The sequence below is a fragment of the Microvirga massiliensis genome, assembly GCF_001006805.1.
GTDB classification, from domain to species: Bacteria; Pseudomonadota; Alphaproteobacteria; order Rhizobiales; family Beijerinckiaceae; genus Microvirga; species Microvirga massiliensis.
On sequence record NZ_LN811357.1, the window covers coordinates 299,758 to 312,649 of the forward strand.

A 12,892-nucleotide genomic window follows, 5' to 3' on the forward strand; every position below is an offset into this window, starting at 1 on the left:
GCCCTAGCTTGCGCCTCAATGGAGGGTTGCATGTCGGAAGTCGGCAAGGCCCAGGAGCCGTGGCAATGGGACGAGGCCACATGGCGTGCCAAGATCGCGCGCGTTCGGGCCGGACGGTCTCTCAAGCCCGTCCGGTGGAAGGGGAGTGCGCGCTGCGCCGTTGCCCTGTCGTTCGATGCCGACCATGAAACGGCGGAACTCAGATACGGAGGACAGTCGGTCGGGAAGCTCAGCCAGGGACAGTTCGGCGGTCGTGTCGGCAGCCCGCGCGTCCTGCGCCTCCTCGAGCGTTACAACGTGCCCGCGACATTCTTCATGCCGGGCGTGTCGGCTCTCATCCATCCGGACGAGCCCAAGGCCGTGGTGGATTCAGGCCATGAACTCGGTATCCATAGCTGGATCCACGAGTTCAACTCCACGCTGCCCTTCGAGGCCGAGCGTGAGCTCGCGTTCCGGGCGCGCGATACGCTCGCAAAGCTTTCCGGCAAGGAGCCCGTTGGCATGCGAACGGCCTCCTGGGACTTCAGCGACCATACGTTGAAGATCATTCGGGAGATGGGCCTACGCTACGACTCCTCGCTGATGGCCGATACGGAGCCCTATGAGCTCCTGGAGGACGGCCAGCCGACTGGGATCGTCGAAGTCCCGGTCGAGTGGATTCGCGATGACGCCGTCTATTTCAACATGGACCGGGCGAGCGCAACGCGGCCCTACACGAGCCCCGACGCGGTCTTCGACATCTTCCGCCGCGAATTCGAGATGGCCTACCAGGAGAAGGGCCTTTTCGTCCTTACGATGCATCCGCACGTCATCGGGCAGCGGTCGCGCATCTGGATCCTCGAAGAGCTCATCCGGTTCGCGCGATCTCTCGACGGCGTGTGGTTCGCGACCCATGCCGACATCGCCCGCTACTGCGCGGCCGAGGCGGATCTCGGCACGACGATGCCGCCACCGAGTGTGAGCGGGGTGCGCCGTTCCTGACAATCCTGCTCTGCCGTCCCGCGGGCCTGCACTGCGACCGGCCAACCAGCCCCTCACAACGGCCCCGAGATGAGCCCCCCGTCGACCTGGATCACAGTGCCGGTGATATAGCTCGCCGCGTTCGACCCGAGAAAAACGGCGAGCGCGGCGATCTCCTGCGGTTCCGCCAGGCGCCCGAGCGGGATCGTTTCTTGGATCTCAGCCTCGACCTCCTCCGTGGAACGCCCCTGCCCGCTCGCCTGACGGGCAATCAGGGCCGAGATCCGCGGGGTCCGCGTCCAGCCCGGACAGATGGTGTTCACGAGGATGTTGTCCCGGGCGACTTCGGCCGAGAGCGACTTTGCCCATCCGATGGTCGCGAGCCGGATGCTGTTGGACAGCATCATCGCCGGCATCGGCATCTTCACGGAATAAGACGAGACGTTCAGAATCCGGCCCCACCGCTGGCTGCGCATGCCCGGCAGGACATGGCGTGTCGTCCGCAGGGCCGAGACATGCGTCAGCTCGTAAGCGACACGCCACACCTCGTCGCTCGTATCCTCGAAGGTCCCGGGTGGCGGCCCGCCCGCATTGTTGACGAGGATATCGACCGTCCCGAACGCGTCGAGAACATGCCCGCACATCCGGTCGACATCGACGGCATCTGTGAGATCCGCCGCGATGGCGACGACCTCGGCGCCCGGCCGCGCCTCGAGAGCCGCCTGCGCGCGCTCCAAGCGGGCGGGATCGCGGCCGCAGATCGCGACCCGCACTCCCTCGGCGAGGAACCCCTCCGCAATGGCCTTCCCGATCCCGTCACTGCCTCCCGTGACCAGCACCGACCGGCCCCGCAGCCCCGTTTCCATGCTTCCCTCGCAAGCCCCATCCGGACGCCGAATTGCCCCCTCTCGGCGCCCGGGCAGCCCGATACGCCATCGATGGGCTTCCAGATCAAGCGGCGAGGTCGAGTGCCCTTCCGTCAGGGGCCGGCCGCGCCATCTTCGAGGAACCCCTCCTTTCGTGCAGGCTGAGGAGAAGGAACCGGCCCGGCGCGGATCACCCGCTCCATATTCGAATGGCCAAGCATTCGTGACTTTGACGGAGAAACCGGGTCCACTCCGACCCATCCGTCACATCCTCGAACAGGAAGCCCTCATGAGCAAAGCACTATCCGCTGCACCCGTCCTTCTCATTCACGGGGGTGCGGGCGCGATCGCGCGCGGCGAAGCGAGTGCGGAGCGTGAGGCGGCTATCCGAAAGGACCTGCGCCGTTCTCTCGAGGAAGGCTGGGCCGTGCTCATCGAGGGCGGCAGCGCTCTCGATGCGGTCGAGCGAGCCGTCCGGGTCATGGAGGACAGCCCCTGCTTCAATGCCGGCCACGGCGCAGCGCTCACCAGCGAAGGGACGATCGAGCACGATGCCGCGATCATGAACGGGCGGGACCGCGCGGCCGGGGCCGTCTCCGGCACAACGCGGATTCGCAACCCGGTCTCGGCCGCACGCGCCGTGATGGAGCTTACGCCGCATGTCCACCTGACGGGCGCCGGGGCGGAGCAATTCGCCCGGCAGGAGGGGCTGCCTCTGGCTCCGCCGTGGTATTTCTTCACACCCGAACGGCTCGCTGCGCTCGAGCGCGTCCAGGCCGCGAAGAAGCGCCGCACAACCGCGACGGAGCGCGATCGCCATGGCACTGTCGGCGCCGTGGCACGCGATCGGGCCGGCGGGCTCGCCGCGGCGACCTCGACAGGCGGCTATGCGAACAAGATGCCGGGCCGGGTCGGCGACAGCCCGATCATCGGCGCCGGCACCTTCGCGGATAACCGCACCGTGGCGTTCTCAGGAACCGGCCACGGGGAGATCTTCATGCGGCTCGTGCTGGGCCATCGCCTGTCCTGCCGAATCGAGCTCGAAGGCCTCGATCTCGCGGAGGCGAGCCGGCGCGTGCTGGATGACCTCGGTGCCTTCGGGGGCACCGGCGGTTTCATCGCGGTTGATCACCGGGGGGAGATCGCCCTGCCCTTCAACACGCCGGGCATGTATCGCGGCATTGCGCGCGAGGGGCACATCGCCGTGGCGATCTTCGGCGACGAGACGCTTTCGACCTGAGAGGAAATTGTACCGCGTGCCCTCAACGACTTCGATCCGGAAGTATTCCGGCTGGGTTCGCCGGCCGTTTCCATGCGGGTTTCTACCGACGCGATGATCGAGTTCAACCGCGGCCCGGCGAAAAGCTGTCCCGGGACCGGGCGCAAGCCGGGGGTCCGACGTCGCTGCTTGAATGCTTGTTCGCCCTCAGCCACGACGTTGAAGAGGGTACGTTCCTGACATATCCACCCCATGAGCGGGCCGAACTGCCTGTCCACGTCTTCGATACGGCCCTGGGCATAGGCAGAATCATTGCCCTGATCGCATTACGACTGCAGGGTCGAGACGTGCGGCGCGGTCGGCCGGAAGCAACCCGAACAGAAGCCCGATGCCGGTCGAGCAAGCGACTGCCAGGAGAGCCATTGTCGTGTTGAATTCGACCGGCCAACCCGCGGTGTAACTGATCATGCGAGCCGCTGCATAGCCGGAGGCCAGTCCAAGAATTCCGCCAATCGTGCAGAGGAGAGAGGCCTCCGCGATGAACTGGTAGCGGATGTCACGAGGGCGGGCACCAACCGCAAGCCGAATGCCCACTTCCATCGTCCGCTCGGTGACCGATACGAGCATGATGTTCATGACTCCGATTCCGCCGACCAGGAGCGAGATACCAGCAAGGATGGAGACGAGCAGCGTGAACTGGCGATATGCCTGATCTCGGGCTTGTGTTACCTGGACGAGATTGAGGATGCGGAAATCGTCATCTTTTCGCTCAGTAATTCTGTGACGCAGCCTCAGCAGCTGTCCGATTGACTTCTCCGCCTCGCTCAAGGACGCCGTCGAGACGGTTTTGACGAGAATGGACTGAACGGCGTCAGGATTGACCTGGTTGCGGCCAACCGTGAAAATCTTCGCTGTCGTCAACGGAACGAGCACGACGTCATCCTGATCCCGGCCGGAAAAGTCTTGCCCCTTCTCGGCGAGCACCGCCAGCACGGTATACGGGGTATGTTCGATCCGTACGATGTGCCCGATCGCATCCCCTTCCGGGAACAGCTCGCGTGCCACCGTGTGCCCGATCAATGCGACCTTCGCGGCAGTGGTTAGATGATCGCCGCTGAAGATGTCACCCTTTGACGGCTTCCACTCGCGCGCCGCCAAATACTCGGGCGTCACCCCCGCAACGAGCGGGAACCAGTTTCGATTGCCGGCCACTGCCGTCTTCCTGTCCGCAACATAGGGCGCCGCAACGACGATGCTGGAAATTTCGCGGGCAATGGACCGCGCATCCGCAGCCGTCAGCGTGAGGTTCGATCCTGCCTCGTGGCGCACGCCTTGCTCGCGTTGCGTACCAGGCTGGATGAGAAGCAGATTTGAACCGAGGGAGTCGATCTGCCTCGATATCTCAGCGCGAGCTCCCTCGGCGACGGAGACGACGATCAGCACGGCCGCGATGCCGATGACGATGCCGAGGACAGCGAGCAGCGAACGCAGCATTTGTGCCCGAAGCGAACGAAGGGCGAGACGAACATACGCGCCGGCGCGCATCAGGAAAGCTCCCGCCCATTGGCGGATGCCAGTCGGGAGATCGCCGAACGTTCGTCGCTCGTGACTGCACCGTCTCGCAGGCAGATGATCCGCCCGGCCTGCGCAGCCACGGCAGGATTGTGAGTCGCAACGAGCAAGGTCAGGCCGGCGCGGTGCAACTCCTGCAGCAGCGACAGGATCTCCTCTCCAGTGCGGGTGTCGAGTGCGCCGGTTGGCTCATCTGCGAGAAGCAGCTCCGGATCATTGATGACGGCCCGGGCAATGGCCACACGTTGCTGCTCGCCGCCCGACATCTGGGCCGGCCGGTGGTCCGACCGCATTCCGAGCCCGACCCGCCGGAGCAGGCGCTCGGCGAGGGTCCGTCCGTCAGCCCGCGCCTCATCACGATAGAAAAGAGGAAGTTGAACATTCTCAAGCGCAGTCAGGCGCGGCAACAAGCCAAAATTCTGAAAGACGAATCCGATGCACGTGTTTCTCACCCTGGCCAACCGACTCCGATCGAGGCTGGACATGTCGGTCTCATCGAGAAAGTAGCGCCCTTGGGATGGACGATCGAGGCACCCGAGGATGGACAGCAAGGTCGATTTCCCCGAGCCGGACGGGCCTACGACCGCAACGAACTCTCCACGCTCGATCTCGACTGAGACGTCCGACAGCGCCTGAACCACCTCGCCGCCGACGAGATATCGCTTTCCGATGCCCTCAAGTCTGACCAACCGTCCCATATTCGTGCTTCCGGCCCGCATTCCGCCTGGAGCGAAGCAACTCAAAAGTCCAAAGTGACTCCGCGACTGAATCGCTCTCGGGTCAGTCGCGATAGCCAAGGGCGACTTGCTCGCCGAGCCGTAGATCAGGCGATACGATTTCTGTAAGAGAATCGCTGCTTGCGCCCAGCGATACCGTCGTTTCGGCGAGCCCTCCCGATTGCGTCAGGACCCAAAGCACACCCTTCCCCGGCTCGACGCTGCGGCCTCTTCCTCCGGACGCGCGATCGAAACTCAATGCAGCATTGGGTACAACCATCACATCGTGATGCTCCTGGATCACGATTTGCAGGTCGGCGGTCATTCCCGGCAGGAGAAGGCCATCCGGATTGAGAGCGGAGGCTATGACCGTATAGGTTACGACGTTCTGCACCGGATGCGGCGCCTTGCGAATTTCGAGCACTCGCCCCCCGAAGGAGCGACCAGGATAGGCATCGACCGCGAAGGTGGTCCGTTGCCCGACCTGCACCGAGCCGATATCAGCCTCATTAACCGATGCATTGACGCGCATGTCCGCCAGATCGCGGGCGAGAGTGAACAGCGTGGGCGCCTGAAAGCTGGAAGCAACCGTCTGACCGAGCTCCACGCTGCGCCGAATCACAATGCCGTTAATGGGTGATCGGATCACCGTGCGTCGTAGATCGATCTCGGCGCGCGTCAGAGCGGCGCGTGCAGCAACCGTCTGGGCCGAGCGGACCTGCTCGCGTGCCTTGGTGGAGGCCAATTCCGCAGCCAGAGCTTGAGCAGCGGCACGGGCTCGGTCGACCTCTCTCGGGGAGGTAGCCCCTCCCCGAGAGAGGGAGCTCTTCGCCTCGAAGTCTCGCAGGGCTTCATCGTAGCGAACTTGAACGCCCTCGATCGCCGCCCTAGCATCTTCGAGTTCCGCCTCAGCGACCTTTAGTGCAGCCTTAGCTTCCTGGACACTTGCTTCGTAAGTCGCACTGTCCAGGGCTGCGAGAGGATCACCTTCCCGCACCATGGAGTTGTGATCCGCCATGACCTTGGCAATCTGCCCGGAGAGCTGCGAGCTGATCTCGACCGTATCGACAGCTTCGAGTGTTCCAGCCGCGGTTATGCCGCGGACGATATCGCCTTGCACCACGGATGCGTAGCGCAAGGTACGCTCCTGGCCGCCGATACCGGACGGCACTTCCCAGCGGACCGATGAAAGAAAGATGACAAACGCGAGACCGACAACCCACTTGGCCGCGGCCGAGCTCTCGTGGCTCTCACGCGGAGAGCCTTCAAGCATGGGATGGAATGCACTTCTCTCGCTCCTGTCCATGATCGCTCGACACGTATCAAAGACGGCATACCCCCCAGGCCCTGGCCGGGACTGCTTGCGCATCCGGCGGCCACGACAGGCCCAGACATGTGGTGACTGCTATGTCACTGCACTCTCTGCGTCCTCAGGATTGTCCGGATCTTCGCACAATGGCTGAAACGATTGTCTTGCGCAGCCAACTGCCAAGCCATGACCCAACCTCAGTGTTCAAGATCACGCGACTGCGGCAGGGGATACGCATCAACCACTTGATATTACAGCGCAAACCATGGCTGAAACAGAAGGCGGAAGTGCGGCCGCACGCCGTCGCCGTGTAAAGATTTCGTGTATTATTTGCAGGGGCGAGGGACAGAAGAAGGACCCCCTCAATGAGACACCCCATTGCAGCCGCTATCACCATAAGCTCGTCGGTATTCCTCGCTGGGTCCGGAGTTGCCTTAGCCGCCAACCCTCATACCGGCACGTCCACCGGGCAGCCGAACAAATCGTGTGAGGACTTCGCAGACACTGCGAGGCCCGGCAACGCCATGTCAGCACCGGGCTCTGCCTTCAATCCTGACGGAAAGGCAGGAACCGTCTACGCGGGAGAGCAACCGCAAAACTCGAACAATCAGAATAGTGTCTCCCAGTATGATGTCGCGTGCTTCCAGCAGTCGCCTCCATAGAGCATTGGTGACGTAGGTCAGACTCACCATCAGAATGCAAGAACGCCATGCATGAGAGCTGATTCCGGGATGACGGGATCAGCTCTCGAAACGGTTCGACTGAGCATCCGGACGTGCAGTAGCGCGCCCAGCCGTGACTTTCGGCAATGACTGCTCGAATAACCTCGGTGCTCGCGAACACTTCGCCACGACCAGCCCGACAATCCCGATTGGTGACCACATCCAGACTTGTCGACCGTGAAATCGCATCGGACCATTACAATCACTCATGATCCAATCCACTCCGCCGCGCCCCTACCGTTGACCGCTTGGCAATGGCTCGAGGATCCTGGCGAGGAGGTGTCAGCTTTCTGCAGATGACCGACTTCGTTCTTCCGACGAATTTATCGCCAGACAGGCGATTAAGGCCTTAATCGCCTGCTCTGAACGGCATTTGTTCTGAACGGCATTGCTGCGGCGACCAGCAGTGCCATAATCATCCTGTTCCGTCGCTCATTCCGCCGTACGAAAGTGGCGATCTCGATAACGTTCTCTACCAAACTCGTCACGACGGCTCGTTCCGCGAACTCGCTGCTATTCAATCCGTTGCCGACTGATGACACTGCCCCTCGCTTCGTCGCCCCTATCGGCGCAGCAGGCTTTCGCGACAGCGAGAAGTAAAGAATCGACAATCTTGCGGTTTCTCTTTTCGCTGATGCGTATTCTGACCTGTCAGGAACCGATTCGAGCCGAACCTGTTGGACCCGAGAATGTGGCAGGAGCGCAAGGGGCAAGGGTGCCGAGAATACTGACCTACAACGTGCATCGCTGCATCGGGACGGACGGGCGTCTGCGCCCCGAGCGGATCGCCGAAGTCATCGCATCCTGTCAGCCGGATATCGTCGCTCTCCAGGAACTCGATGTCGGGCGTGCGCGAACCAACCATGTCGATCAGGCGGAATTCATTGCACGCGCGCTCGACATGCAGTTCCACTTTCATCCTGCCCTGCATCTCATCGAGGAGAAGTATGGCGACGCGATTCTGACCCCGAGGCCCGCGAAGCTCGTGAAGGCGGCATCCCTTCCGGGACTGGCCGGACGTCCAGCCCTCGAACCGCGCGGGGCATTATGGACCTCGGTCAATGTCGGCGGCGCGGAGATACAGGTCATCACCACCCATCTCGGGCTACGCCGCGACGAGCGTCTTGCGCAAGTCGATGCCCTGCTGGGTCCGGAATGGCTCGGCCATCCGGCCTGCCGCGAGCCGATCATTCTCGCGGGCGATTTCAATGCCCTGCCACGATCCCGCGCCTATCACCGTCTCACGGCACGTCTGGCGGATGCCCAATGCTCACCGCTCGTCCGGCAATCGCTGCCAACCTTCCCGAGCCGCCTTCCCTTCCTGCGGCTCGATCATGTCTTCGTCAGCCGATCGATCCAGGTGCTCAGGGCCGAGACGATCCGTACACCGCTCGCCCGCGTGGCCTCGGATCATCTCCCGCTTCTCGTGGAGTTCCAGATCCTGCACCGGAATCAGGGTCGTGCTCCCGTTGCCTGAGTCGATCGGTTCCCGTTCCAGGTGTCGGGACGGACACGGATTGCCTCTGTTGCGTTGTAGGATCCTGAGAGCCCCAGACGTCGAGGAGATCGGGTGAGCACTGACCGAAGATGCGAAGATCCGGCACGGGCTTCGACCGGGAGCGCCGGCGGACGACGGACGGCCGGGAAGAAAACTCTCTTCCGAGGCTGGGGGCCGATCATCGCGATCGCTGCCATTTCCCTGGCTGTATTCCTGCTCTATCGCACGTTGAGCCGCTACAGCCTTGACGAGATCACTTCCTCTGTCATGGCGATTCCCAAGTCACGGCTCATCATGTCCGGTGCATTCGCTGCCGCGAGCTATACCTGCCTGACGGGCTTCGACTACCTGGCGCTTCGTTATGTCGGCCGGCCGCTTGCATATCCCAAGGCAGCGCTCGCCTCTTTCACGAGCCTCTCTCTCGGCCACAACATCGGGCTGGCATTTTTGAGCAGCGGGGCCATACGCTACCGTTTCTATTCCCGTTGGGGCCTCACTGCAGGCGAGGTCGCGAAGGTGATCCTGTTCTGCGGCGCCACGGTCGGTCTTGGTCTTGCAACACTGGGCGCCATGGCCCTCCTCCTGCGTACGGAACTGGCGCAGCAGATCACCGGACTGGAAAGACCGATCGTGCTTGCCGCGGGGTGGGCATGCCTTCTCGCGGTTGCGGCCTATCTCGTACTCGCGGCCATGCGCTGTCGCCCCTTGAGGATCTATCATTGGACATTCGAGGTGCCGCCACTTCGCCTCGCGATCGCGCAGGTGATCGTCGGGTCGTGCAACTTCGCCTTCGTCGCGGCCTGCCTTCACCAGGCGCTCGCCGCGGTCGCCGATGTCGCTTATCTCGGGGTAGCATCCATCTACGTGATTGCGAACACGGCCGTGCTGATCAGCCATGTCCCGGGAGGCCTCGGGGTCATCGAGAGCGTGGTCATGTACTTCTTGCCCCAGGCCGATGTCATCGGGCCTCTGGTCGTCTTCCGCTTCGTCTACTTCCTCGTGCCGCTCGCGCTCGGCGGGGCGACGCTCGCCGTCACGGAGTTGCTGTTCAGACGCCGGAACGCCGCGCGAAAGAATTAGGCGTCCGTGGAGACGTCTCGGCGCGCTGATAGGCATGAGTAAATGCGCTACGCCATCGACATGCCTCTCCGTCATCGTGTGTGGAGTGAATCAGTCCAGGAGCACAATGGTCGACGGGTAGATTGCTTCGCCTCCGGCTCGCAATGACGGCAGTGCAGTGGTATGGGTGGTGCATCGCGCCTACGGCGCGCAATGACGGGGGTGCGGCGGAAGCGGCAGTGCATTACGCCTGCGGCTCGCATGGACGGCCGTGGATCCAGCGCCACTCCGTTTCCGGCCCTGCTCCTCGCGTTCTCACGCTCTCTTCGTCATTGCGAACGAAGTGAAGCAATCTACCCGTCGACGGATGGTTCGCCTCGCCCGCGGCTCGAAATGACGGAGTGTGTCGCGACGAGCGGCGAAGTCGCCAATCCAACATCCCTCACAACCTCCCAACGCAAACTTGCGCAAAGAGCATCACGACCATCACCTCGAATGTACCCGCCTCGCAAACCACAGCGGCTCGAACGGCTTTGTCGGGTCGAGGAGCCGCGTGGCGAAGATCGGCTTCGAAGGGCCACGGTCATCCATCGCCTCGAAGGCTCGCAGTCCGCGCGGATTCCGATTCAGGGCATCGATAGCCCGGATGAGGGAGCCCGTCTCCATGCTCGCTCGGGATACGTCATCCGGGCGGACTGCGAGATGCTCTGTGAGGAGTCGGTCGCGAATATTCGCAATCGCGCGGCGGGTTCGCACATCCTGCGCCTCGATGGCCAGATCACACTCGGTGTCGAGCCCGACGGAGCGATTGTTCAGGTTCGATGAGCCGACGCGCAGGAACACGTCGTCCACGATGATGAGCTTGGAGTGGATGAGGACCTGACGGCGCTCACCATCCCGTGTCGGGACGCAGGGATAGAAGACCCGCAAGCGTCCATGGCGATCGGCGTTCCGCAGGCGGCGGATCATGCGATCGCGATTGCTCCCCATGACGAGGCGCTCGACCAGCCCGTTGGACTGATGCGTCATCACGACAACGATCTCCGGCCCGTCCGGCCCGGCGAGACGCGCGCACAGGATGTCGCCGACGAAGCCGGCCGTCATGTATTGCGCTTCGATATAGATGCGATTCCGCGCGGCACGCAGCGCATCTGCCGTCAATGCAGCCGCCTCTCTGATTTCCGGCTCGCTGCCCCACGCCGGCGCGGTGCGCGCGATTGCAACGGGCACATTGCAGAAATCGGACATCAGATCGGATGGCCAGAGGTCCTGCCTCGTCTCGACGGCGCCCAACTTCTCGCCGGTCGCGATTCTCCAGCGCCGACGCGCAAGTTGCGCCATGGCCAGGGCTGCTTTGCCGTCGACTGCCATCTGGATATCGTGCAGCGGGGCGCATGGCTTGCCGTTGGCTCCGAGCCGAACCGGGTCGTCTGCCGCATGGCGAGAGGTATCCCAGCGCCGGACTGTCAGATCCATCCCGCCCGCGAAGGCGAGAGAATCGTCGATGCACACGATCTTCTGGTGGTGCGCGGCATAGAGGGGATGATGCGTATCGAGCCGCACGACGAGGCGTGGATGCTGCTGCCAGTCGGTGCCGAGAAGCAGCGGCACCGGGTCACCCGGCGCATGGACCGGTGCAAGGCTCCACACCAGGATCCTGATCTCGAGGTTGGGTCGCGCCTCGACGAGGGATCGCAAGAGTGGACCGAGTGGTGGCGATTCCTCCGGTCCGACATCCGGCCGCAACCGGATGCTCCCGTCGAAATCCCAACCGAGAATCCAGATCGACCGCTCCGCGCGCCGAAGCGCGGCCTCGAGCGTGGAGAAATACGAAGCGCCGTCGATCAGGACAGCGGCATTCCGACTCTCCTCGACCCGCCAGCAATTCCGGCCGGGCGCCAGAATCCGCCTACCCTGTGCCGAAGACACATCGGGCTCGACAACCCTTTCGGCATGGCTCAGGTCTTGCTCTACGCGCACGCCAGACAGCCCCTCGGAACCCAAAGGGCTAACCCGGCACCACGGCCGAGGTTCCGCGGCCATTCCCGATGAGCATCCACGGGCCGGTTCCGGGCCAGCGACGAGGCATCAATCCGACGACAGGTCTGCCGCCTCGTGATGACGCCGCTCCGCCGCACGCAGCGTCCGCCGCCGCTCGCGCAGCTCCTCGCGATCGGGCCTCCACCAGCCCCGTCGCTCTCGCTCCTCGCGGGATGCCGGCTCACGCTCCGGCTTCACGGCCGCGAGCTCTCGGAAGGTCGGCATGCGCCACCATCCCCAGACGAGGTCCCCGCCTCCCGTGTGGGGAAACGCGACCGGCAGATCGGTCACGACCTCCCCCATCGCTTCGAAGACCACAACTCCGAAACGATAGATGGAGACCGGCTCGTCCACAGGCGGAGGGTCGTCGGCCCGCAGCGGATAGCGCCGGCGCCGCCGCTCCGCCTGGAGGGCGGCTTCTTCCGGGTTCGGTCCCACTTGCTCGCGCCGCAGCCGCTTCGCCTCCGGCTCGTTCCGACGAGCAGCCGCCTCGACTTCGGGCCAGCGACGGCGCAGCTCTTCGAGCGAGCGATACGGTACGCGCCAGACCCGCTCCTCCGGATCCCAGCGCGCGAAGGGAGTTGCGCGCAATTCCCTGACCACCGTCCGCGAATAAGGCGTGCGCACGAGCAGATCGTCGGCAGGCGTCAGATAGGGGCTCTCGATCGGCTCGAACGCGAAGGCGTCGCGCCCTCGCGCATCCGCGTGGCGATCGAGGTCGGCGAGCTCCCGGGCGATCCAGGCCTCGACGCGCGCGACGGCTGTCGTGCCCGGGATGAACCAGGCGAGCTCGTCCGCACGCCAGCGCGCGCGGGGAAAGGACTCCCGAAAGCGCTCCACGAGAGCGGTGTCATACGGAAACGAGGCCAGCGCTCCGGGGCGCTCACCCTCGGCCGGGCTGACCGTGAAGGCGCCTGTGATCTCCATGGCT

10 protein-coding genes are annotated in these 12,892 nt (G+C 63.8%); 4 read left to right on the forward strand and 6 right to left on the reverse strand.

Annotation, left to right across the window (positions count from 1 at the left end; all coding sequences use genetic code 11):
* Window positions 1-30 precede the first annotated feature (30 nt).
* Window positions 31-981 carry a polysaccharide deacetylase family protein gene (locus BN1233_RS23725; RefSeq protein WP_147707472.1) on the forward strand — a complete coding sequence of 317 codons (951 nt, stop codon included), beginning with the start codon at window positions 31-33 and terminating at the stop codon, window positions 979-981.
* Window positions 982-1,034: 53 nt separating this feature from the next.
* Here BN1233_RS23725 and BN1233_RS23730 read toward each other — a convergent pair whose 3' ends face one another.
* Complete coding sequence (locus tag BN1233_RS23730) at window positions 1,035-1,826, reverse strand: SDR family oxidoreductase (protein ID WP_046866059.1); 792 nt, start codon at window positions 1,824-1,826, stop codon at window positions 1,035-1,037.
* A 289-nt stretch (window positions 1,827-2,115) separates the two neighbouring features.
* Between BN1233_RS23730 and BN1233_RS23735 the strand changes: the two genes are divergently transcribed.
* Complete coding sequence (locus BN1233_RS23735) at window positions 2,116-3,066, forward strand: isoaspartyl peptidase/L-asparaginase family protein (protein ID WP_052763909.1); 951 nt, start codon at window positions 2,116-2,118, stop codon at window positions 3,064-3,066.
* A 288-nt stretch (window positions 3,067-3,354) separates the two neighbouring features.
* Here the strand turns inward: BN1233_RS23735 and BN1233_RS23740 are convergent, their stop codons facing one another.
* From BN1233_RS23740 to BN1233_RS23750, 3 genes are all read right to left on the reverse strand, one after another.
* Window positions 3,355-4,590: an ABC transporter permease gene (locus BN1233_RS23740; protein WP_046866060.1), complete on the reverse strand. Its 1,236-nt coding sequence runs from the start codon at window positions 4,588-4,590 to the stop codon at window positions 3,355-3,357.
* Window positions 4,590-5,315 carry an ABC transporter ATP-binding protein gene (locus tag BN1233_RS23745; protein ID WP_046866061.1) on the reverse strand — a complete coding sequence of 242 codons (726 nt, stop codon included), beginning with the start codon at window positions 5,313-5,315 and terminating at the stop codon, window positions 4,590-4,592. The genes BN1233_RS23740 and BN1233_RS23745 overlap by 1 nt, the downstream gene beginning before the upstream one ends.
* Before the next feature lie 82 nt (window positions 5,316-5,397).
* A complete protein-coding gene (locus BN1233_RS23750) occupies window positions 5,398-6,606 on the reverse strand; it encodes an efflux RND transporter periplasmic adaptor subunit (RefSeq protein WP_048708422.1) in 1,209 nt (402 codons plus the stop codon).
* A 1,473-nt stretch (window positions 6,607-8,079) separates the two neighbouring features.
* On the opposite strand from BN1233_RS23750, the gene BN1233_RS23755 reads away from it, so the two are divergent.
* Both BN1233_RS23755 and BN1233_RS23760 read left to right on the forward strand, forming a co-directional pair.
* Entirely contained in the window at window positions 8,080-8,841 is a 762-nt protein-coding gene (locus BN1233_RS23755; RefSeq protein WP_046866211.1) for an endonuclease/exonuclease/phosphatase family protein, read from the forward strand.
* Window positions 8,842-8,934: 93 nt separating this feature from the next.
* Complete coding sequence (locus BN1233_RS23760) at window positions 8,935-9,942, forward strand: putative bifunctional lysylphosphatidylglycerol flippase/synthetase (RefSeq protein WP_244470768.1); 1,008 nt, start codon at window positions 8,935-8,937, stop codon at window positions 9,940-9,942.
* 465 nt (window positions 9,943-10,407) lie between these two features.
* Here BN1233_RS23760 and BN1233_RS23765 read toward each other — a convergent pair whose 3' ends face one another.
* Entirely contained in the window at window positions 10,408-11,901 is a 1,494-nt protein-coding gene (locus tag BN1233_RS23765; RefSeq protein ID WP_244470769.1) for a phospholipase D-like domain-containing protein, read from the reverse strand.
* Window positions 11,902-12,009: 108 nt separating this feature from the next.
* Complete coding sequence (locus BN1233_RS23770; RefSeq protein WP_046866062.1) at window positions 12,010-12,888, reverse strand: hypothetical protein; 879 nt, start codon at window positions 12,886-12,888, stop codon at window positions 12,010-12,012.
* Window positions 12,889-12,892: the final 4 nt, after the last annotated feature.

Excerpts from the sequence above, each read along its gene's own strand:
- BN1233_RS23725 (WP_147707472.1), top strand. The coding sequence starts at position 31 with ATGTCGGAAGTCGGCAAGGCCCAGGAGCCGTGGCAATGGGACGAGGCC.
- BN1233_RS23730 (WP_046866059.1), bottom strand. The coding sequence starts at position 1,826 with ATGGAAACGGGGCTGCGGGGCCGGTCGGTGCTGGTCACGGGAGGCAGT.
- BN1233_RS23735 (WP_052763909.1), top strand. The coding sequence starts at position 2,116 with ATGAGCAAAGCACTATCCGCTGCACCCGTCCTTCTCATTCACGGGGGT.
- BN1233_RS23740 (WP_046866060.1), bottom strand. The coding sequence starts at position 4,590 with ATGCGCGCCGGCGCGTATGTTCGTCTCGCCCTTCGTTCGCTTCGGGCA.
- BN1233_RS23745 (WP_046866061.1), bottom strand. The coding sequence starts at position 5,315 with ATGGGACGGTTGGTCAGACTTGAGGGCATCGGAAAGCGATATCTCGTC.
- BN1233_RS23750 (WP_048708422.1), bottom strand. The coding sequence starts at position 6,606 with ATGCTTGAAGGCTCTCCGCGTGAGAGCCACGAGAGCTCGGCCGCGGCC.
- BN1233_RS23770 (WP_046866062.1), bottom strand. The coding sequence starts at position 12,888 with ATGGAGATCACAGGCGCCTTCACGGTCAGCCCGGCCGAGGGTGAGCGC.